This is a genomic window from Frigoribacterium sp. Leaf263 (genome assembly GCF_001422285.1).
GTDB lineage: Bacteria > Actinomycetota > Actinomycetes > Actinomycetales > Microbacteriaceae > Frigoribacterium.
On sequence record NZ_LMMO01000001.1, the window covers coordinates 762,519 to 782,078 of the forward strand.

Sequence of the window (19,560 nt, forward strand, 5' to 3'; positions counted from 1 at the left end):
GCCCCGCACCGGGAGATCGGTGCGGGGCCTCGTCGTGTCCTCGACACAGCCCCCCACAGCGCCAGGGGATGGACACGACGCCAGGGGTTCTCCCGGCGTCGTGTCCATCTCCTGGCGTCGTGGGGCCCCAGCACGACACGAGGCCCCGCCCGAGGATGTCGGGCGGGGCCTCGTGTCGACCGTGGGGGTCAGCTCTTCGAGAGCTTGTCCTTGACGGTGCCGACGGTCTTCTCGACGATGTTCGGCACGGGGGTCGTGCCGTAGAGACGCTCGTCGGGCTTCGTGGGCGCGGGGAAGGGCAGGCCGCCGGCAGGTGCCTCCTCGTAGGTGAAGGTGCCCTTGCCGTCGGGGGTCGGACCCTTGGCCCAGGTGCCCTCCGACGCCGCCTCGCCGTCCGAGAAGTTGTAGAACTTGTACGACTCGGTCTGGATCTCGTTCGACTGCGGGAAGTTGCTCGGCACCGGCAGGTCCTCGTAGCCGTCGGCCATGAGCTCGCGGGCGGCGGCGGTCCACTGGTTCTGGTGAGCGGTGTCGCGTGCGAGAAGGAATCCGAGCATGTCCCGGACGCCCTTGTCCTCGGTCATGTGGTACAGACGCGCGACCTGGAGACGGCCCTGCATCTCGGCGTTGGCGTTGGCGATCACGTCGGCGAGCAGGTTGCCCGACGCCGTGATGTAGCTGCCCGACCACGGGTTGCCGTTCGAGTCGACCGGGCGCGCACCGGCGCCCGCGACGATGGCGTGCTGGATGTCCGTGCCGCCGACGACGGCCGCGATGACCGGGTCGTCCTGGACGGCCTTCTCGGTCGCGCCGACCGGCGCGTCGGCCAGGAGCTGGCTGATCATGGTGGCGATCATCTCGACATGGCCGAACTCCTCGGCGCCGATGCCGAAGATCATGTCGCGGTACTTGCCGGGCAGGTGGCTGTTCCAGGCCTGGAAGCCGTACTGCATCGCCACCGTGATCTCGCCGTACTGGCCGCCGAGGATCTCCTGCATCTTGTGGGCCAGGACGGCGTCGGGCTTCGACGGAGTGGCCGTGTACTGGAGCTCTTGCTTGTGGAAGAACATTCTTTCCCTTTCGTCGAGAGCATCCACCCTCCTGCCGGCCCCACGGGGAGCGACCGAAGACGATGGATCGGCCCCCACGGGGTTGACTCCGCAGCCGCCAGTGACGACAATCCCGCGCCTCGACGACGAACGGCCCCGGCGTGAGCCGGGGCCGTTCTCAGAGCGGGTCGCGCGAGGTCAGTCGGCGTCGACGACCACGGTCGTGATGACCGGGGTGCGACGGTGCCGACGCAGGAACCACCGGCTGAGGCCGTCGGCGATGGCGTTCTCGGCGCCGACCCCGTCGACGTGACCGCGGTTGGTCGCCTCGGCCAGCGCCTTGGTGGCCACGTCTTCGGCCTGCGACATCCAGCCGGCCTCTTCGACGAAGCCGCGGGGGATGAACTCGACGGGGTCGATGAGCTTCTGCGTGCCCTCGTCGAAGATGCCGAGCACGGTGATGTGCCCCTCTTCGGCGAGCGAGAGGCGGTCCTTCAAGGCGTCCTCGGTGGCGATGCCGATCGTGGCGCCGTCGACGAAGACGTAGGGGGCGGGGATGCGCCCGGCGATGCTGGCGCGGCCGCGGTCGAGGTCGACGACGACGCCGTCCTCGACGACGAGCACGCGGTCCTCCGGCACGCCCGTCGCGATCGCGAGGTCGGCGTTCGCGGTGAGGTGGCGCCATTCGCCGTGGACGGGCAGCACGTTCTTCGGCTTGACGATGTTGTAGCAGTAGGTGAGCTCGCCGGCGCTGGCGTGACCCGAGACGTGCACCTTGGCGTTGCCCTTGTGCACGACGGTGGCGCCCCAGCGGATGAGGCCGTTGATGACGCCGTAGATGGCGTTCTCGTTGCCGGGGATCAGCGAGCTGGCGAGGAGGATGGTGTCGCCCTCGCCGACCTTGATGATGTGCTCTCGGTTCGCCATGCGCGACAGCGCCGCCATCGGCTCGCCCTGCGAGCCGGTGCAGATGAGCACGATCTTGTTGTCGGCCATCTTGCTCAGCTGCTTGAGGTCGACCACGAGGCCCTTGGGGATCGTGAGGTAGCCGAGGTCGGAGGCGATGCCCATGTTGCGCACCATCGAGCGACCCACGAAGGCGACCTTGCGGCCGTGCTTGTGCGCCGTGTCGAGCACCTGCTGGATGCGGTGGACGTGGCTGGCGAAGCTCGACACGACGATGCGCTTGGGCGCCTCGCGGAAGACGCGGTCGATGGCGGCGCCGAGGTCCTTCTCGGCGGTCGTGAAGCCGGGGACCTCCGCGTTGGTGGAGTCGGTCATGAAGAGGTCGACGCCCTCGTCGCCCAGGCGGGCGAAGTGGTTGAGGTCGGTGATCCGCTTGTCCATCGGGAACTGGTCCATCTTGAAGTCGCCCGTGTGGAGGACGATCCCGGCGCTCGTGCGCAGGGCGACCGCGAGGCCGTCGGGGATGGAGTGGTTCACGGCCACGAACTCGAGGTCGAAGGGGCCGGCCTGGTGGTGGTCGCCGGCGGCGACCTCGTGGGTGATCGGCGTGATCTTGTGCTCCTGCAGCTTCGCCGTGATGAAGGCGAGGGTGAGCTTCGACCCGATCAGGGGGATGTCGGGGCGCTCTTTGAGCAGGTAGGGGACTCCGCCGATGTGGTCCTCGTGACCGTGCGTCAGCACGATGGCCTCGACGTCCTTCAGGCGGTCGCGCAGCGGGGTGAAGTCGGGCAGGATCACGTCGATGCCGGGCTGGGTCTCTTCGGGGAAGAGCACGCCGCAGTCGACGACGACGAGCTTGCCCTTGTGCTCGAAGAGGGTCATGTTGCGGCCGACGTCGCCGAGTCCGCCGAGGGGCGTGACCCGCAGGGCCCCGCGCTTCAGCGGCTGCGGCTTCTTCAGGTCGAGGGAGTGCTTGGTGGTCTGCATAGAGGATCTTCTGTCTCTGAGGTGGGTGTGCTGGCCGCACCTCTGGACCAGGTGCGTGTCGTCGTACGGGTGGTGCCGGGGAGATCGGAGAGTTGCTGCCAGAGATCTCGGGGTGGTGCGGAAGTCTGTGTCGCGGGCTCGTGCCTCGTCGCCGCCGTCATCGGTCGGAAGACCAGTTTCGCACGCCTGGTGACCTCGACGGCACCGCGCGCGACGGCCGGGCGGGCGGATAGCCCTTCAGGGCGTCGGTGTCAACCCGCTCGACGGGGTCGGACCGGCCCGGCGACCGCGCCCTACTGTCGGGCCGTCAGGCCCTCCGCCGTCATCCGGCTCCGGGCATCATGACCGCACACGACGTCACCGGAGAACCGACATGCGAGAACTGCCGATCGTCAAGGCCCTGGCCGCCGTCGAGGACGCCTCGACCCTCGACCCCGTCGTCACCCGGGTGCAGCGCGTGGTCGACGCCGTGCTCGCCCCCCGGGCCCTGCGCGACCTGCTGCACGGGGTTCCCGCCGGGCACCCGCTGCACCCCGTGCTGGTGCTCGTCCCCACCGGCTCGTGGATCAGCGCCGCCGTGCTCGACGCGATGCCCGGCCAGGAGCGGGCCGCTCGCACCCTCGTCGGCGTCGGGCTGCTCGCCGTGGCGCCCTCGGCGCTCGCCGGGTTCGCCGACTGGGCGGCGTCGCACGAGCAGCAGAAGCGGGTGGGTCTCGTGCACTCCGCGGCGAACCTCGTCGCCACGGCCCTCTACGGCGCGTCGTACCTGCAGCGCCTCCGCGGCCGGAGCACGAGCGCGAAGCTCCTCGGCTGGACGGGACTCGGGGCCGTCGGGCTCGGCGGCTTCATCGGCGGGCACCTCGCCTACCGTCAGGCCGTCGGGGCCAACCACGCCGAGGACGTCCCGCACTTGGTGAGTCCCGGCTGGCACGAGGTCGCTCCTCTCGACGAGCTGCCCGACGGCGAGCTCACCGGCCGCGAGGTCGACGGGCAGCCGGTCGTGGTGCTCCGTCGGGGCGATCGGGCGCATGTGCTCTCCGACACCTGCAGCCACCTCTCGGGCCCGCTCTCCGAGGGCGCCCTCACGACCGAGCGGGGCGAGGCGTGCGTCACCTGCCCGTGGCACGACAGCGTCTTCTCGCTCCGGACCGGCGAGGTCGTGCACGGACCGGCGACCTCGCCGCAGCCCGCCTTCACGACCCGAGTGGTCGACGGCGTGCTCGAGGCGCGACTGCCGAACGCCGGCTGACGACGCGCCCCGCGCCTCCTCGGGAGGTGCGGGGCACGTCGTCACGGACCCGCGACTACTGCGAGTGGACCATCCCGCGACCCGTCGCGTCGTCCTGCCACAGCGTCAGGTGAGGGTTCTTCAGCAGGACCGCGACCGCGCAGGCGCCGGCCTGCGCGAAGAAGACGACCTCGTCCATCAGCGTGAGCCCGGTCGGCGCCGCTCCGAAGAGGTGCGGGTCGGCCATGCCGGAGAGCCCCAGGACGAGGAACGAGAGACCGGGTATCGCGACGAGGATGCGGATCGTCAGCGCCGACGCCGGCAGCAGCGCCGCCGCGAGCAGCAGAGCGGCCGACCCGAGGTAGACGACGTCGAGCGCGATGTCGACGGTGAAGATGCCGAGCATGTGCTCGCCCTCGATGAACAGCCCGATCAGGCCGTGGCCGCCGACGATCATGGCGAGCATGAGGGCGATGGACTTCGTCATGGTGATGCTCCTCCTGGAGGTTCGGCGGGACTGCCGGCGACGGGACGTCTCGAGCGCGACGTGCGGTCGACGGTAGCGACGGCAGGTGTCGGCGAACTGAGGCGATCTGTACCCCGATCGGTCGGGTCCGCCTCGACCGGCGCTGCTTGGATCGGGGTCATGCAGAGCGAGCGCCGCCCCGTCGTCGAACCGGCCGTCCGTCGAGCGGGGCTCGCGCTCCGGGCGGCGACCGCGGCCTACGTGCTCACCTGCGGCGTCGGACTGGCCGTCCGCCGCGGGCTCCTGCGGACGGACCGCGCACGCTGGGTGCACCACGCCCTCTTCGTGACGACGGCGGCCACCACGGCTCTCGCGGTCGCCGCCCTCGCCACGAGCCGCCGTCGTGCGGCCCTGGCGCTCGCCGCCTCGGCCGTCCCCTTCGTCGCCCTGACCCGGGTCTCGGCCCGCACCGGTCCCCACGCCCGGGTGGCGCTCGCGGCCGCACCGGCCTACGCCGCCGCGTGGCTCGTCCTCGACCGCGACGCCGTCTCGGCGCGGGCCGGGGCGGGGGCGCGCTGATGGACTTCTTCGACGTCGTCCGCCGCCGACGGACCATGAACAGCCATTTCACCGACGAGCCGGTCAGCGCCGCCGACCAGCGCCTCCTGATGGAGCTCGCCGGGCGAGCCCCCAGTCAGCTGAACAGTCAGCCGTGGCGCTTCGTGCTGATCGAGTCGCGCGAGACGATCGAGGCCGTCGCCCGCATCAGCGGCGAGAGCATGACCGAGTCGATGGCGCGCGGGGCGTTCTTCGACCGGTACAAGCCCTTCTTCCGGTTCAGCCCGGCCGAGATGGAGCGGCACCGCGACGGCATGCTGTTCGACCGCCTGCCCGCGCCGCTCCGGCCATTCACCCGCCAGGTCTTCACGAAGCGCGGGCGTCTGCTCATGAACGCGCTGCGCGTGCCGCAGACCCTCGGCGCCGAGAACCGCAAGCTGGTCGCGGGCGCCCCGTTGCTGCTCGGCGTGATGCTCGACCGGTCGTCGTTCCGGCCCGACTCGCTGACGTCGTTCTACTCGACGTTCAGCATGGGGGCCGCGATGGAGAACGTGTGGCTCGCGACCGTGCCCCTCGGGCTCGGCATCCAGTTCATCTCGTTCCCGATGGAGCTGCCCGAGCGCTGGGCCGAGATCGAGCGCCTGCTCGCGGTGCCCGACGACCTCGAGCTGATGGCCGTCTACCGCATCGGCCACGTGCCCGCCGAGAAGGTCCGGCCCGCGATCGACTGGGTCAGCGACGAGCGCAAGGTCATCTCGCAGTACGTCTTCCGAGAGGACTGCACCCGAGCCCAGGAGGGCTGGGACGCCCCGCCGCAGCCGGTCGCCGCGCCGGGCGGGGGAGCCGAGGAGGCGCGGGTCGACTGACCCCGCCCGTCACCTCCGCCCCTCACCCGCGTTCGGCGTCGAGGCGCCGGACGAGCGCGGCGACCGCGGCCCGGCCGGCCCGGTTGGCCCCGACGGTCGACTGCGACGGGCCGTAGCCGATCAGGTGCACGCGGGGGTCGAGCCGGGCGGCCGTCCCGTCGAGCGGCACGCCGCCGAGGGGGCCGCGGAGTCCGAGCGGGTCGATGTGGCCGAGATCGGCGCGGAACCCGGTCGCCCACACGACGGCGTCGACGCTCGTGCTCGAGCCGTCGGACTCGATCACGTGTCGTGGGCCGAGAGCGGTGAACATCGGTCGACGGACGAGCACGCCCCGCCGGCGGGCGTCGACGGCGGACGAGGTCCAGCCGAGACCGGTGTACGAGACGATGCTCGCCGGCTCGCGGCCCGCCGCGGCGTCGACCGCCACCCGGCGCTCGACGTCGACGCCGTCGAGGCTCTGCGTGAAGTCGTGGTCGAGGAACACCGGTTCGCGCCGCGTGTACCAGAGCGTCGTCGCGACCCGGCTGATCTCGTCGAGCAGCTGCACGGCTGAGATCCCGCCGCCGACGATCGCCACCCGCTGCCCCACGAAGGCCTCCGCCGCGACGTAGTCGCGGGTGTGCAGCTGGGTGCCGGTGAAGAGGTCGCGCCCCGGCAGGTCGGGGACGCGGGGCGTGTTCCAGGTGCCGGTGGCGTTGACGACGACCCGCGCCTCCCAGGCTCCGGCGGACGTCTCGAGACGCAGCGGGCCGTCGGGGTCGTCGTCGACGGCGCGCACCGAGTCGACGTGCACCGGTCGGAGGATCGCGAGATCGTCGGCGGCCTCGTAGGCGGCGAAGTAGCGGGGCACGGCCGTGCGGCTGGGCTCGGCCGGATCGACCGGGGGCAGCGGCATGCCGGGCAGGTCGAAGATGCCGTTCACCGTTGCCATCCGCAGCGACTCCCAGCGGTGCTGCCACGCGCCTCCGGGGTGCTGCTCGGCGTCCAGCACGACGAGGGTGCGGGCGCCGCCGCCGCCGTCGCCGCCGTTGCTGGCGGCGTCGCCGTCGAGCGCCGAGGTGAAGCCGCGCCGCCGCAGGTGGTGGGCTGCCGAGAGACCGGCCTGCCCACCGCCCACGACGACGACGGTCGCGTGCCGTGCGGTCATCGCGCGGCGATGATGCTCTCGGCGACGGCGATCAGCACGGGCTTCTCGCCGATCGTCCGCTGGCCGTTGTACGAGACCCGCATCCAGGAGTCGTCGACGAGCACGTCGAGGCTGCAGCTCACGCCCGCTTCGAGGCAGAAGATGGTCGCGTCCTCGGCTCCGACGACCGTCACCGGCGTGACATCGGCCCCCTGCGCGGATGCCGCCTCACCGGCGAGGTACTCCTCGCGCGCTTCGAAGCCCCACCGCGCCCCCGCTGCGATCTGCACGGTGACGGCCGGAGGGGAGGCCGACATCTCGGTCGGAGGCGTCGCCTCGGGGACGGCCCACTCGCAGTAGTAGGACGAGTCCCGGGCCGCCGTCAGCAGCCGGCCGTTCCGTTCGTAGTCGGGCGTCCTCGCACCGTCGGCGATCGTCGGGTCGGAGAACAGGACGCTGAGCGGTGTCGCCAGAGAGATCGTCGAGCAGTCGCCCGTCCTCGTCCAACGGGCGGCGGCGTCGGTGGCGACCCACGGCGCCCGAGGATCGAGGGGCTCGACCACGTCGGCGATGCGCTCCAGGTGCGCCAGGAGAAGCGCCCGCGCGTCCTCGCCGAAGTCGACGGACTGCCCGTAGTAGTAGTCGAGCCAGTAGTCGCCGACCAGGACGGTCCCGCGGCAGCCGAGATACTCCGTGCAGATCTGGGTCGACTGATCGCCGATCCCGATGTCGACGGCTCCTTCGGCGCGGTCGGAGGCGACGGCCTCGCTCGCCCGGGCATCGCGGGGCGCGGAGGTGATGGCGAACGACGCGTACGCCGTCTCGCTGGTGGAGTCCCAGTTGCAGTCGTCGAGCCCGAACTGGTCCTCGGCGGCGATCACCGGGGCGAAGGGCCCCTCGAGGTCGTCGGTCAGCAGATTGGGCGCGCGCAGCAGCGACGTCAGCGACGACTCGGTCGCGAGGGTCGCGCAGTCGATCGGCAGGTACGGCTCCGGCGTGCCGCCGACCGGCTGGGTGGACGGAGCCGCGCTCGGCTCGGGCGTGGGGGTCGCGGTGGGCGTCGGAGCCGGGGGAGTCGAGACGACCGCCGTCGGCTCGGGCTGCGCGAGGCCCTCGAAGGGCGAGGGCACGAAGCCCATGGCGACGGCGCCGCCGGCACTGCCGAGGCCGATGAGGGCGACGAGTCCGAAGGCGATGCCGAAGCGCCGACCGGGTCGACGACGGGTCGTGTCGGTGGCCCGCTCGAGGACGTTCTTCTTCATCGAGACGAGCATGCGGGTGAGGTCGTCACCGGTGGGGGGCTCAGTGTTCATCGTGCGTCACCGCCTTTCGCAGTCGCGAGCGTGTTCGGGAGACCCGTTTGGTGACCGCCCCGACGGTCATGCCGAGACGGTCGGCGGCCTCGCGGTACGAGAGACCCTCGATCAGACAGAGCTCGCAGATCGCGCGGTCGTCGGGCGAGAGGGCGTCGATGGCCTCGCGGACGAAGCGCAGCATCTCGCGCGCCTCGGCTCCGTCGGGCGCGACGAGGTCGTCGGGCAGCGCATCCGCCGCCGCGAGGGCGAGCTTGCGGCGCTGATTCGCCGCGTGGTTGCGGCAGACCACCAGCAGCCACGGCAGCAGCGAGTCGGTCGGCAGGGTCATCCCGTTGCTCTTCTTCCAGAGCGTGACGAAGGTGTCCTGCACGATCTCCTCCACATCCATGCGACTCGGCGCCAGAGCCCACGCGTACCGCGTGACCGTCGTGGCGTACCGGTCGAACAGCGCCGACAGCGCCTGCCTGCTGCCGGTCGCGGCGCGCTTGATCAACTCAGCGTCGCTCATCGTGTTCGGATCCACGTCCACCCCCTCACTAGAGGAGTGTCGCGTAAACGCCGATCCTGACCGAATCGGCCGGAATTCCCCCTGCCGAGCCCGTTTGGCCGCGAAACGAGTGCGCCGCGCCATCTGTCTGGAAGCTCGCTGAAGGGCCATGACGTGGGCAGGGCTCGATGCGTCTGAATGATGTGTCCGCTTCACGGACTCGACGCCGGGGCCGCTCGCCCCGGAGTCGTCAGGAACGAAACAAGGAGAAACCATGAGCAACGTCACCCCCGCCACCACCGGGACCGCCGCCGCCAAGCACACCGCCTCCGACGCGGCCGGCAAGAACACCATCGTCGACGGCGTCGTGTCGAAGGTCGCGGGGATCGCTGCTCGTGAGGTGCCCGGGGTCCACGACCTCGGCAACGGCGCGGCCCGTGCGATCGGCGCGATCCGCAACGCGATCAACCAGCAGGACCGCGGCCAGGGCGTCTCGGTCGAGGTCGGCGAGAAGCAGGTCGCGGCCGACATCGTCATCGTCGCCGAGTACCCCGTCGAGCTGCAGAAGGTCGCCGACGACGTGCGCCAGGCCGTCACGCAGGCGATCACGCAGGTCGTCGGCATGGAGGTCGCCGAGGTCAACGTGACCATCTCCGACGTGCACATCCCCTCGGACGACGCCGACGACGCCGACGACAGCCGCGTCCAGTAGTCGCTCGCGACACCCTCCGGCCGAACGGCCGGTGACCCTCCGGACGGCCCCCGCCCACCCCTGGGCGGGGGCCGTCCGCGTGCCCGCAGACCCCTCAGACCCTCGAACCAGGAGCCACCATGACCGACGACAGCACCCCCGAGACCTCCTTCGCCGACCGCCTCCGCGGCCAGATCGGCAGCAAGGCCATCGACCCCGTCATCCGGGCGGTCCGCACCGAGATCGGCGCGGCCCGCGACGAGATCACCGGGCGGGCTCGTGACGCACGGACCGGCATCGTCCTCGTCGTCGTGGGCGCCGTCCTCGCGCTCGTCACCACGACCCTGATCGCCGCCGCCGGCGTCGTGGCCCTCGCGCTCGTGCTGCCGCTCTGGTCGGCGACGCTCGTCGTGTCCGCCGTCTTCGCCGTCGTCACCGCCCTGGTGCTCGCGGGGGGTCTCCGCGGTCTCAAGCGCGGCGTGCCGCCGGTGCCCCGCGACACCGTCCGCGACCTCACCCGACGCGACTAGGCCGACCCGCGCCTCCTCGTCCCCTCCCGCCCCACCGAACCCGAGAGCACAGCCCCATGTCGAACAGAAAGCCCGTCAGCCGATCCACCACCGAGCAGCGCACCCGGAGCGCCGAGACGTACTCGGGAGGCGCGCGCTACGCCTCCGAGGCTTTCGGCGCGTTCCTCCTCGTCGTCGGCGGCGTCGGCACGGCCGTCTACGCGTCGTCCTTCCCCGACGAGGCGAACACCCTCGGCGTCGGGTTCGTCGGCGTCGCGCTGGCCTTCGGCCTCAGCGTCATGGCCGGCATCTACGCGGTCGGCCACATCTCGGGCGGCCACTTCAACCCCGCCGTGACCCTCGGCTTCGCCGTCGCGGGCCGGACCGAGTGGAGGCACGTGCCCGGGTACGTCATCGCCCAGATCGTCGGCGGGCTCGCGGGTGCGGGCGTGGTCGCCGCCGTCGCGGCCGGCGGACCGGCGGGCTACCTCGACACCGCCCGCGAGTCGGGCTTCGCCTCGAACGGCTTCGGCGCCTCGTCGCCCGGCGGGTTCGGGCTGGGCGCGGTGCTCCTCGCGGAGGTCGTGCTGACCGCCGTGTTCGTCGGGGTCATCCTGTCGGTCACCGCGAAGTCCGAGTACAAGGCGATCGCCCCGCTCGCGATCGGCCTGACGCTGACGCTCGTGCACCTGATCAGCATCCCGGTCAGCAACACGTCGGTGAACCCGGCCCGCTCGATCGCGGCGGCCGTCGTCGCCGGGCCGGACGCCCTCGGCCAGCTGTGGGTGTTCATCGTGGCGCCGCTCGCGGGCGCCGTGATCGCGGGCGGGGCCACGCTGCTGCTGCGCCGCCGCTGAGCGCGGGCGGGCCTCAGCCCATGTGCACGACGGGGCCGGAGGGCAGCAGGTCCTCCTTCGAGCCGCGGATCATGAAGAAGCTGATCGGAGCGGCGATGAGGGCGGCGATCGCGGCGCCGACGAACGCGGCCTGGTAGCCGTCGACGAGGGTGCCGAGTCCCTGCAGGTCGCTGCCGGCCACGGCCGAGGCGTACAGGTTCGTGTAGACCGCGAGGCCGATCGAGCCGCCGATCTGCATCATCGCGTTCGAGGTCGCGCTCGCGGCTCCGGCCTCGTGCGGGGCGACGCCGGCGAGGGCGAGGTTCTGCATCGGCACGAAGATGCCGGCGAGGCCGACGCCCATCACGATCAGCGCGGGCAGCACGTGCGTCGCGTAGGCGCCGTCGACCGTGATGAACGACAGCCAGAAGAGACCGGCGGCGGCCACGATCGGGCCGACGATCATGAGGATGCGCGGGCCGACGACCGGCAGCAGCTTCGTCAGGATCGGCGCCATCACCATGATGACGAGGGTCATCGGCAGCGTGGCGAGACCGGCTTCGAGGGGCCCGAAGCCGAGCACGATCTGCAGGTGGAACGTCAGGTAGAGGAGGGCGCCGATCATGACGCTGCCGACGATCAGCTGCACGAGGAACGCCCCGCCGCGCACCCGGTTCGTCAGCACGCCGAGCGGCAGGAGGGGGTGGTCGCTGCGCTTCTGGATCAGCACGAACAGAGCCAGCAGGCCGGCGCCCAGTGCGATGAAGCCGATGACCACGGCCGAGCCCCAGCCGTCTTCGGCCTGCGTGAAGCCGTAGACGAGCGAGGCGAGTCCGAGCGCGACGACGATGGTTCCTGCGACGTCGAGGCGGTTGTCGCCCTCGGCCTTGCTCTCGCGCACGACGAGCGCGGCGGCGATGATCGCGACGATCACGATCGGCACGTTGACGAGCAGGCACCAGCGCCAGCTGACGAACTCGGTCAGCACGCCGCCGAGCACGAGGCCGACGGCCGCGCCGGCACCCGAGATGGCGCCGAAGACGGCGAAGGCGGTGTTGCGCTCGCGCCCGCGGTCGAAGGTGGTGGTGAGGACGGCGAGGGCGGCCGGTGCGAGCAGCGCGGCGAAGACGCCCTGCAGGGCGCGGGCCGTGACGAGCAGCTCGCCGGTCGAGACGAGTCCGCCGAAGGCCGAGGCCGCGCCGAAGCCGATCATGCCGACGATGAAGGTGCGCTTGCGTCCCCAGAAGTCGGCGATGCGTCCGCCGAGCAGCAGCAGGGCGCCGAAGGCGAGGGCGTAGGCCGTGACGACCCACTGGCGGTTCTCGTCGCTCAGGCCGAGCTCGGCCTGAGCCTGGGGCAGCGCGATGTTGACGATCGTGCCGTCGAGCACGACGACGAGCTGGGCGAGCCCGACGATGACGAGCACCCACCAGCGGCGGGACGAGGGAGGCGCGGTGCGGTTCGCGCCGGTGGCGGGCGTTGCTTGTGAGGTAGTCACTGTTCTCCTGGTCTGGGGTGCCGCACGACGAGGCGGCGGCCGTCGTGGACGGATCGATACTACCTACTGGTTGGTTGGCTCGTAAGCGGCTACGGTCATCTCATGGCCTACGACGCTGACGAGACGCGCCGCCGCATCCTCGCGGCGGCGACGGCGGAGTTCGCCGAGCACGGTCTCGCCGGGGCCCGGGTCGACCGCATCGCCACCGCGGCCGGCTGCAGCAAAGAGCGCCTGTACGCCCACTTCGGCGACAAGGAGGCGCTGTTCACCGCGGTGCTGAACCACTCGTTCGCCGCACTCGGCGAGGCCGCGGCCCCGCCGTTCGCCACCGCGCCCGACTTCGCCGTCGCGATCTTCGACCACCTCGTGGCGCATCCCGAGAACCACCGGCTGCTCGGCTGGGCCCGGCTCGAGCAGCGGCACGACTGGGCGTCGTCGTTCGCCGTCCTCGACGAGGTGCGCCGCACCTCCGTCGGTCATCTCGACCGTCTGGTCGGCGACCGGGTCGACTGGTCGCCCGACGACCTCTTCGCTCTCGTGCTGTCGATCGCCACGGCCTGGATGCAACTGCCGGGGCTCCCGCACGACCGCCACGACGGGCCCGGTCTCGACGCTCAGCGCGCCATCGTCCGCGAGGTCGTGGCGCGCCTCCTCGGCCCCGCGTAGTCGAGCGACCGCTCAGTCGGCCGTCAGTCCGAGGACCTTCCGCCATCCGGTGAGGTCGGCGCCGATGTCGGCGGCTGATTGCATGATGGCTCGGGGAATGGGGCCTGACATCGGGTGCCTCCTTCTGGGCGACGAACGCCGCCTCGTTCGCCCTGCGCCCCGCCCGGGGGCCTCGCGGTTCGTCCCACGACCTTCTCAGGGCCGCTGTACCCCGGCGCCGACGCCCTAGGCTCGCTGCGTGCTGCAGACCGTCGCGACCCGGGTGAAGTCGGCCCCGCCGGTGGTGGTCGTGCTGGTGCTCTACGCCCTGTCGCGGCTCGTCTCGAGCGCCTGGCTCGGGGGGCTCTTCGCCCTGGCGACCTCGCAGGGGTGGGAGTTCGCGAGTCGGCGGAGCGACCCGTCGTTCGCGTCGTTCTCGGGCTCGTGGGACGCCAGCTTCTATCGGACGATCGCCCAGCAGGGCTACCCGACCGAGCTGCCCCTCGACGAGCAGGGCGAGGTAGCCGTCAACCCCTGGGCGTTCCTGCCGGTGTTCCCGGCCGTGGTGCGGTTCGTCGCGACGGTGCTGGGCGTCGACCTGGCGGGCAACGCGTTCTTCGCGATCGGACTCGTCGTCGCCACGATCGCCGGAGGCGGTGCCGCCGTCCTCCTGCACCGCATCGTCACCGAGACGGTCGGCGCCCCGAACGCGATGTGGGCCGTCGCCCTCTTCTGCTTCGGCCCGACGGCCTTCGTGCTTCAGGTCGCCTACGCCGAGAGCCTGATGCTGATGCTCGTGTTCGCGGCGCTGCTGATGATGATCCGCCGCCGGTACCTGCTGATGCTGCCGTTCGCCGTCGTCGCCGCCTTCACCCGCCCCGGGGTGCTCGCCCTCGCCCTCGGTCTCGCGGTGACCGGGATCGTCCGACTCGTCCGCGAGAGGGAGGGCTTCCGGAGGCGCGAGAGGGCCGCACTCGTCGTCACGGGCCTCGTCGTCGCGGCGGCGGGTCTCGCGTGGCCGGTCATCGCCGACGCCGTCACCGGGCGCCCCGGGGCCTACGTCGACACCGAGCTGTCGTGGTGGGTCGGATTCGTCGGGCGGCAGCACTTCGTGCCCCTCACCCCGTGGTTCGTCATGGCGACGACGTTCCTCGGCGTCGCGGGGGCGGTGCTCGTGCTCGCCGTGCTGGCGCTCGCGGTCCGCTTCTTCGCGAAGCGGTCGACCCGGGCGCTCGGCGTCGAGGTGTGGTCGTACTCGGCCGCGTACGTGCTCTACCTCGTGGCGGTGTTCCTGCCGCAGCAGAGTCTGCCGCGGCTGCTCATGCCGGTCGCGCCGCTGCTCGGGCACCCCGCGATCGCCGCGTCACCGCGCCTCCGGAGATCGCTGCTCGCCGCGGGCGTCACCCTGCAGCCCGTCGCCGTGGTGCTGCTCTGGTTCGTCGGCTACCCCTGAGCCGGGGCGCCGCCGTCGCCGTGCTCCGGGTCGTCGTCGCCGAAGTCCAGCTGGATGTCCGCGATCTCGAACCGCGCGGACGTCCGCGGCGAGACGAGGACCGACACCTCGCCGCGACCGAGGGCGGAGAACTCGACGAAGGCCGGGTTCTCGCTGCCGGCCAGGATCTCGGCCCGCAGGCTCGCGGTGTCGAGTTCGGGGTCGAGGAAGAACGACTGCCCGTCGATGTGCAGGGTGGTGGTCCTCATGCGGTGCTCGTCTCGTCGGTTCTCGCCTCGGGCGCCGGCTGATCCGGCACGGCGCCAGGCCACGCTAGGCGGTCGATGACGCGTCGCGCGACGCCGTGGGGCTATCGGACCGGCCGCACTCGCATCGCGGACAGCGCCGGGGTCACCCGCCGACGGTCACGTCGAAGGCGTGCTCGCGGACGTGCGCGACGGCCCGCTCGACCGCGCCGAGCGTCACCACCTGGTCGCCGAGGGTCGATGCGACGACCTCGGGCGCATCGCGGTGCGTGAAGTGGCTCAGCCAGGGGGTGGTCCGCTCGAGAAGCAGCCCGATCGACGGTGCGAGGGCGCCCGCGACGACGATCCGGTCGACGTCGAGCATGCCGCTGAGCACGGCGCACACGCGGCCGAGGCGCTCGGCGGCGCGCTCGACGAGTCGCAGGGCGGTCGCGTCGCCGGCGTCGGCCGCCGCCAGCACCGCGGGGGCCTCGAGCTCGTCGTCGGGGAGGCCGTTCAGCGGCGACCCTGCGGGGATGGTGCGCAACGACCGCGCGAGTCTCACGGACTCGCGCAGCACGGCGCCGATCCCGTCGGCCGACTCGACGCCCTGCACCAGGTCGAGGAGGCGCATCTCGCCCGCCGCCCCGCGGCTGCCCCGCACGAGCGACCCGTCGAGCACGAACCCGGCGCCGAACCGCTCGCCGGCCAGCAGGGTCACGAACGAGAGGGCGCGCGCGTCGCCGGCGGACGCCGCGGGGGCCGACGCGGCGGCCTCGGCCACGGCGGCGAGGTTCGCGTCGTTCTCGACGACGACCATCCACCCCCGCGCCGCGAAGAGTCCGACGAAGTCAGGGTTCATGTGGGTCCAGAAGTCGGCGCCGACCTCGTTCGGCGATCGGCCCTCGGCGTTCGCCGGGGCCGGCACCCCGAGGGCGATCGCGAGCACGTCGACCGGGTCGACGCCCGACTCGAGCAGGACGTCGTCGACGAGGCGCGACACGGCCAGTCGGCGGTCGCCCGACGAGCCCGCGGGGTCGATCCGCCGCGCCACGCGGCCGACCACGTGCCCGCGCAGATCGGCGACGACCGCGGTCATGTGGTGCTGACCGGCGTCCACGCCGACCACGTGACCGGCGCGGACGTCGAGCGCGTAACGCCGCGCGGGTCGACCCGTGCGGTAGTCGCCGGTCGAGCGGGCGTCGGCGAGCACGCGCAGCCAGCCGCGGTCGATGAGCTCGTCGCAGACCCCGATCACCGTCGACCTCGTCAGACCGGTCAAGGCGATGAGATCGCTCGCCGTCAGCGCGTCGGCGCTCCAGGCGTGCCGGAGCACCTCGGTCGCGTTCATCCGGCGCAGCACGCTCGGCGAGGTGACCCCGTTGGGGGTGGCGACCCCGTTCGACGACGCGACCCGTCTCGTGGGGGTCATGCGCGCCTCCTCGGCTCCGGTGGCCCCGTGATCGGGACACCCCATGGTGCCACGCGCCGAATTGATCTAGTGTCTAAATCTAGACACCTGATCAACTCGACCCGGCAGCGACGCCCGGTCGCGACCCGGGAGACGACGACGTGCCCACACCCCCCTTGCCCTCGGGAGCCGGCCTCAGCCGCCGCGCTCTCCTCGGCGGCATCGGCGCCGCCGGGGCGGCCCTGCTGCTGGCTGGCTGCGCCCCCTCGGGAGTCCGCTCCGGCGGGCGGACCGAGATCACCTTCTACCAGACCAAGCCCGAGGCGATCGGCTACTTCTCGGACCTCGTCGACCGCTTCAACGCGTCGCAGTCGTCGATCCGCGTGGTGCACGACTCGACCTCGGGCATCGCGGCCGGCTTCGTCCGCGGCAACCCGCCCGACATCGCGGCCTTCACCTACAACCTCGAGATGGCCCGCTTCATGGAGCGGGGGGCGTTGAGCGACCTGAGCGACATGCCCGAGGCGGCGACGATCCGCCCCGAGGTGCAGCAGCTCGTCGACCAGTACGCGACCTACCCGGGCCGGACGAGCGTGCTGCCGTACTCGATCACGGCCGCGTCGGTCATCTACGACCAGCGGCTGTTCGCCGACCGCGGCGTCGAGGTGCCCACCACGTGGGAGGAGTTCCTCGAGGCCTGCCAGACCTTCACGAGCGCCGGGGTCACGCCGATCTACAGCACCTTCAAAGAGCCGTGGACGGTCGCGCAGGGCCTGTTCGACTACACGACGGGCGGGATGCTCGACGTGGCCGACTTCTACGAGCGGATGAACGCCGAGGGCACGGCCGTCGGACGGACGGGCTCGGTGTCGTTCGAGAAGGACTTCGCCGAGCCGGTCGACCGCATGATCCAGCTCGCGGGTCTCTCGAACCCGAACCGCAACAGCCGCGGCTACGGCGACGGCAACCTCGCGATGGCCGAAGGTCAGGCCGCGATGCTCATGCAGGGTCCCTGGGCGCTCGGCGAGATCTCGAAGTCGAACCCCGACGCCCGGATCGGCACCTTCCCCCTGCCCATGACCGCCGACCCCGACGACCGCAAGGTCCGCGTCAACCTCGACCTCGCGCTCTGGGTGCCCGAGTCGTCGAGCAAGAAGAGCGCGGCCAGAGAGTTCCTGAGCTATCTCATGCAGCCCGACATCCATGACGCGTACAACCGCGACTTCCTCGCCTTCGGCACGACGACCACCGCGCCGCCGGTCACCGACGAGCGGATCGTCGGCATGCAGACCTACTACGACGAGGCCCGCTTCTACCAGGGCGCCTCGAAGGCGATCCCGCTGACCATCCCCGCCGAGAACTACGTGCAGGGGATCGTCACGGGGGCGAGCGCCCAAGGCACGCTCCGCACGATGGACGCCGACTGGCGTCGTCTGGCGCTCCGCGCATGAGCGCCGTCGACAAGGCAGTGCCGCGACGCCGCGGCAGGCGGACCGACCCGGTCTTCTACCTCTTCCTGCTGCCGACGCTGGCGATGTTCACCCTCGCCATCACGCTGCCGGCCGCGATGGGCGTGTTCTTCAGCTTCACGAACTCGATCGGATTCGGCGACTTCGACATGGTCGGGGTCACGAACTACGTGGCCATGGCGACCGACCCGGCGATCCTCGGCTCGTACGGCTTCACGATGGGCTTCGCCCTCGTGACCGTGCTCGCCGTCAACGTGATCGCGCTGCTGCTGGCGATCGGGCTGACCTCGCGGATCTCGGCGAAGAACGCCCTCCGGGCCGTGTTCGTCATCCCGATGGTCATCTCGGGCATCATCATCGCGTTCGTCTTCAACTTCCTGTTCTCGAACTCGGTGCCGGCCCTCGGTGCGGCGCTGGGCATCGACTCGCTGCGCGACAGCATCCTGGCGAACGCCGACACCGCCTGGATCGGCATCGTCATCGTGACCGCGTGGCAGGCGATCCCGAGCACGCTGCTCATCTACATCGCCGGTCTGCTCGCCATCCCGGGCGAGGTCTACGAGGCCGGCGCTCTCGACGGCGCCTCGGGCTGGAAGCAGCTGAAGTCGATCACCCTGCCGCTCGTCGCCGGGTACATCGTCATCAACACGATCATCGGCTTCAAGAACTTCCTGAACTCGTACGACATCATCGTCGGCCTCACGAACGGCGGGCCGGGCACGTCGACCCGCAGCATCGCGATGACGATCTTCTCGGGCTTCACCGGCGGCGACTACGCGTACCAGATGGCCAACGCGACGATCTTCTTCCTGATCGCCGTGGCGATCGCCCTCGTGCAACTCCGGATCACCCGCGGAAAGGCGGCCGTCTGATGGCTGACACTGCTCTCGTCACTCCGACCCTGTCCGACGCGCCGACCCCCGGAGGCGCGGGTCGCGACGCCGACGCCCCCACCCGTCGCCGTCGTGGCCGGGTCGGTCAGGAGCGACCCAACCGTCTCGTCACGGTGCTGCTCGCCCTCGCCTCGCTCACCGTGCTCGTGCCGATCTACGTGACGGTGACGATGGCGCTCAAGACGAGCGCGCAGGCGGTCGACGGCAACGCGTTCAGCCTGCCGGCTCCTCTCGACCTCACGAACTTCGCGGCGGCGTGGCGGCTGACCGACTTCCCGCGGGCGTTCGCGATCTCGACGCTCGTGACCGCGGCCACGGTGATCGGCACCGTGGTGCTCGCGTCGATGGCGTCGTACGCGATCTCGCGCAACTGGGATCGCAAGCTCTTCCGGTACTCGTTCTTCTACCTCCTCGCGGCGATGTTCCTGCCGTTCCCCGTGGTGGCGCTGTCGCAGATCAAGCTCACCGGGCTGGTCGGGCTCGACAACCCCGGCGGCGTCGCGGTGCTGCACATCATGTTCCAGCTGTCGTTCTCGATGCTGCTGTTCACGGCGTTCCTCCGCTCGCTGCCTGAAGAGCTCGAAGAGAGCGCGCGCCTCGACGGCGCGAGCACCTGGCAGGTCTTCTGGCGGCTGGTCTTCCCGCTGCTCGCCCCCATGAGCGCGACGGTCGGGATCTTCGCGTTCCTGGCATCGTGGAACGACTTCGCGATGCCGTCCCTGATCACCGCCGACCCGTCGCTGCAGACGCTCCCGGTGCTGCAGCAGATCTTCCAGACCCAGTTCAGCAACGACTACAACGTCGCCTTCGCCTCGTACCTCATGGCGATGGCCCCGGCGATCGTCGTCTACCTCGTCACCCAGCGCTGGGTGATGGCCGGGGTGACGCAGGGCGCGATCAAGTAGACCCGCCCCGTTCCCCGACCCGCGCCTCCTGATCACC

At 71.3% G+C, this 19,560-nt stretch carries 20 protein-coding genes; 11 read left to right on the top strand and 9 right to left on the bottom strand.

Annotated features, from left to right (window positions below):
• Positions 1-188: 188 nt before the first annotated feature.
• Both ASF17_RS03470 and ASF17_RS03475 read right to left on the bottom strand, forming a co-directional pair.
• A complete protein-coding gene (locus ASF17_RS03470; RefSeq protein ID WP_055795235.1) occupies positions 189-1,070 on the bottom strand; it encodes a manganese catalase family protein in 882 nt (293 codons plus the stop codon).
• A gap of 177 nt (positions 1,071-1,247) precedes the next feature.
• A complete protein-coding gene (locus ASF17_RS03475; RefSeq protein WP_055795237.1) occupies positions 1,248-2,942 on the bottom strand; it encodes a ribonuclease J in 1,695 nt (564 codons plus the stop codon).
• A 373-nt stretch (positions 2,943-3,315) separates the two neighbouring features.
• On the opposite strand from ASF17_RS03475, the gene ASF17_RS03480 reads away from it, so the two are divergent.
• Entirely contained in the window at positions 3,316-4,191 is an 876-nt protein-coding gene (locus tag ASF17_RS03480; RefSeq protein WP_055795238.1) for a Rieske 2Fe-2S domain-containing protein, read from the top strand.
• Between the two features lie 55 nt (positions 4,192-4,246).
• Here the strand turns inward: ASF17_RS03480 and ASF17_RS03485 are convergent, their stop codons facing one another.
• Positions 4,247-4,657 (bottom strand): hypothetical protein, encoded by a 411-nt coding sequence (locus ASF17_RS03485; protein ID WP_055795240.1) that lies wholly within the window; start codon positions 4,655-4,657, stop codon positions 4,247-4,249.
• 159 nt (positions 4,658-4,816) lie between these two features.
• On the opposite strand from ASF17_RS03485, the gene ASF17_RS03490 reads away from it, so the two are divergent.
• Together ASF17_RS03490 and ASF17_RS03495 are read left to right on the top strand one after the other, a co-directional pair.
• Complete coding sequence (locus tag ASF17_RS03490) at positions 4,817-5,215, top strand: hypothetical protein (RefSeq protein ID WP_055795242.1); 399 nt, start codon at positions 4,817-4,819, stop codon at positions 5,213-5,215.
• Positions 5,215-6,060: a nitroreductase family protein gene (locus ASF17_RS03495; protein WP_055795243.1), complete on the top strand. Its 846-nt coding sequence runs from the start codon at positions 5,215-5,217 to the stop codon at positions 6,058-6,060. The genes ASF17_RS03490 and ASF17_RS03495 overlap by 1 nt, the downstream gene beginning before the upstream one ends.
• A 22-nt stretch (positions 6,061-6,082) precedes the next feature.
• Here ASF17_RS03495 and ASF17_RS03500 read toward each other — a convergent pair whose 3' ends face one another.
• Genes ASF17_RS03500 through ASF17_RS03510 form a run of 3 tightly spaced genes read right to left on the bottom strand, consistent with a single transcriptional unit; the run spans position 6,083 to position 9,025 of the window.
• The gene (locus ASF17_RS03500; RefSeq protein WP_055795244.1) at positions 6,083-7,207 is read right to left on the bottom strand and encodes an NAD(P)-binding domain-containing protein; all 1,125 of its coding nucleotides are present in this window, start codon (positions 7,205-7,207) and stop codon (positions 6,083-6,085) included.
• Positions 7,204-8,499 (bottom strand): hypothetical protein, encoded by a 1,296-nt coding sequence (locus ASF17_RS03505; protein WP_156357273.1) that lies wholly within the window; start codon positions 8,497-8,499, stop codon positions 7,204-7,206. Before ASF17_RS03505 ends, ASF17_RS03500 begins: the two co-directional genes overlap by 4 nt.
• On the bottom strand, positions 8,489-9,025 hold the full coding sequence (locus ASF17_RS03510) for an RNA polymerase sigma factor (protein ID WP_235476328.1): 537 nt from the start codon (positions 9,023-9,025) through the stop codon (positions 8,489-8,491). The genes ASF17_RS03505 and ASF17_RS03510 overlap by 11 nt, the downstream gene beginning before the upstream one ends.
• 238 nt (positions 9,026-9,263) lie before the next feature.
• On the opposite strand from ASF17_RS03510, the gene ASF17_RS03515 reads away from it, so the two are divergent.
• The 3 genes from ASF17_RS03515 (at position 9,264) to aqpZ (ending at position 11,046) form a co-directional block, all read left to right on the top strand.
• Positions 9,264-9,701: an Asp23/Gls24 family envelope stress response protein gene (locus tag ASF17_RS03515; protein WP_055795249.1), complete on the top strand. Its 438-nt coding sequence runs from the start codon at positions 9,264-9,266 to the stop codon at positions 9,699-9,701.
• Positions 9,702-9,820: 119 nt separating this feature from the next.
• Positions 9,821-10,210 (top strand): phage holin family protein, encoded by a 390-nt coding sequence (locus ASF17_RS03520; protein WP_055795252.1) that lies wholly within the window; start codon positions 9,821-9,823, stop codon positions 10,208-10,210.
• A 56-nt stretch (positions 10,211-10,266) separates the two neighbouring features.
• Positions 10,267-11,046: an aquaporin Z gene (gene aqpZ, locus ASF17_RS03525; RefSeq protein ID WP_082475011.1), complete on the top strand. Its 780-nt coding sequence runs from the start codon at positions 10,267-10,269 to the stop codon at positions 11,044-11,046.
• A 13-nt stretch (positions 11,047-11,059) separates the two neighbouring features.
• Here the strand turns inward: aqpZ and ASF17_RS03530 are convergent, their stop codons facing one another.
• Positions 11,060-12,523, bottom strand: a complete 1,464-nt coding sequence (locus ASF17_RS03530) for an MFS transporter (RefSeq protein WP_082475012.1) — start codon at positions 12,521-12,523, stop codon at positions 11,060-11,062.
• Positions 12,524-12,625: 102 nt separating this feature from the next.
• Between ASF17_RS03530 and ASF17_RS03535 the strand changes: the two genes are divergently transcribed.
• Positions 12,626-13,189 (top strand): TetR/AcrR family transcriptional regulator, encoded by a 564-nt coding sequence (locus tag ASF17_RS03535; protein ID WP_055795254.1) that lies wholly within the window; start codon positions 12,626-12,628, stop codon positions 13,187-13,189.
• A 238-nt stretch (positions 13,190-13,427) separates the two neighbouring features.
• Positions 13,428-14,621 carry a mannosyltransferase family protein gene (locus tag ASF17_RS03540; RefSeq protein WP_055795256.1) on the top strand — a complete coding sequence of 398 codons (1,194 nt, stop codon included), beginning with the start codon at positions 13,428-13,430 and terminating at the stop codon, positions 14,619-14,621.
• Here ASF17_RS03540 and ASF17_RS03545 read toward each other — a convergent pair.
• Both ASF17_RS03545 and ASF17_RS03550 read right to left on the bottom strand, forming a co-directional pair.
• Complete coding sequence (locus ASF17_RS03545; protein WP_156357274.1) at positions 14,612-14,869, bottom strand: hypothetical protein; 258 nt, start codon at positions 14,867-14,869, stop codon at positions 14,612-14,614. The genes ASF17_RS03540 and ASF17_RS03545 overlap by 10 nt on opposite strands.
• Before the next feature lie 142 nt (positions 14,870-15,011).
• Positions 15,012-16,277 carry an ROK family protein gene (locus ASF17_RS03550; protein WP_055795260.1) on the bottom strand — a complete coding sequence of 422 codons (1,266 nt, stop codon included), beginning with the start codon at positions 16,275-16,277 and terminating at the stop codon, positions 15,012-15,014.
• A 140-nt stretch (positions 16,278-16,417) separates the two neighbouring features.
• Between ASF17_RS03550 and ASF17_RS03555 the strand changes: the two genes are divergently transcribed.
• Genes ASF17_RS03555 through ASF17_RS03565 form a run of 3 tightly spaced genes read left to right on the top strand, consistent with a single transcriptional unit; the run spans position 16,418 to position 19,523 of the window.
• Positions 16,418-17,707 (top strand): ABC transporter substrate-binding protein, encoded by a 1,290-nt coding sequence (locus ASF17_RS03555; RefSeq protein WP_200913417.1) that lies wholly within the window; start codon positions 16,418-16,420, stop codon positions 17,705-17,707.
• Complete coding sequence (locus ASF17_RS03560; protein WP_055795264.1) at positions 17,704-18,597, top strand: carbohydrate ABC transporter permease; 894 nt, start codon at positions 17,704-17,706, stop codon at positions 18,595-18,597. Before ASF17_RS03555 ends, ASF17_RS03560 begins: the two co-directional genes overlap by 4 nt.
• The gene (locus ASF17_RS03565) at positions 18,597-19,523 is read left to right on the top strand and encodes a carbohydrate ABC transporter permease (protein ID WP_082475013.1); all 927 of its coding nucleotides are present in this window, start codon (positions 18,597-18,599) and stop codon (positions 19,521-19,523) included. The genes ASF17_RS03560 and ASF17_RS03565 overlap by 1 nt, the downstream gene beginning before the upstream one ends.
• The last annotated feature ends 37 nt before the right edge of the window (positions 19,524-19,560 follow it).

Coding starts and splice junctions, on each gene's coding strand:
- ASF17_RS03470 (WP_055795235.1), bottom strand. CDS start 1,070: ATGTTCTTCCACAAGCAAGAGCTCCAGTACACGGCCACTCCGTCGAAG.
- ASF17_RS03475 (WP_055795237.1), bottom strand. CDS start 2,942: ATGCAGACCACCAAGCACTCCCTCGACCTGAAGAAGCCGCAGCCGCTG.
- ASF17_RS03480 (WP_055795238.1), top strand. CDS start 3,316: ATGCGAGAACTGCCGATCGTCAAGGCCCTGGCCGCCGTCGAGGACGCC.
- ASF17_RS03485 (WP_055795240.1), bottom strand. CDS start 4,657: ATGACGAAGTCCATCGCCCTCATGCTCGCCATGATCGTCGGCGGCCAC.
- ASF17_RS03490 (WP_055795242.1), top strand. CDS start 4,817: ATGCAGAGCGAGCGCCGCCCCGTCGTCGAACCGGCCGTCCGTCGAGCG.
- ASF17_RS03495 (WP_055795243.1), top strand. CDS start 5,215: ATGGACTTCTTCGACGTCGTCCGCCGCCGACGGACCATGAACAGCCAT.
- ASF17_RS03500 (WP_055795244.1), bottom strand. CDS start 7,207: ATGACCGCACGGCACGCGACCGTCGTCGTCGTGGGCGGTGGGCAGGCC.
- ASF17_RS03505 (WP_156357273.1), bottom strand. CDS start 8,499: ATGAACACTGAGCCCCCCACCGGTGACGACCTCACCCGCATGCTCGTC.
- ASF17_RS03515 (WP_055795249.1), top strand. CDS start 9,264: ATGAGCAACGTCACCCCCGCCACCACCGGGACCGCCGCCGCCAAGCAC.
- ASF17_RS03520 (WP_055795252.1), top strand. CDS start 9,821: ATGACCGACGACAGCACCCCCGAGACCTCCTTCGCCGACCGCCTCCGC.
- aqpZ (WP_082475011.1), top strand. CDS start 10,267: ATGTCGAACAGAAAGCCCGTCAGCCGATCCACCACCGAGCAGCGCACC.
- ASF17_RS03535 (WP_055795254.1), top strand. CDS start 12,626: ATGGCCTACGACGCTGACGAGACGCGCCGCCGCATCCTCGCGGCGGCG.
- ASF17_RS03545 (WP_156357274.1), bottom strand. CDS start 14,869: ATGAGGACCACCACCCTGCACATCGACGGGCAGTCGTTCTTCCTCGAC.
- ASF17_RS03550 (WP_055795260.1), bottom strand. CDS start 16,277: ATGACCCCCACGAGACGGGTCGCGTCGTCGAACGGGGTCGCCACCCCC.
- ASF17_RS03560 (WP_055795264.1), top strand. CDS start 17,704: ATGAGCGCCGTCGACAAGGCAGTGCCGCGACGCCGCGGCAGGCGGACC.
- ASF17_RS03565 (WP_082475013.1), top strand. CDS start 18,597: ATGGCTGACACTGCTCTCGTCACTCCGACCCTGTCCGACGCGCCGACC.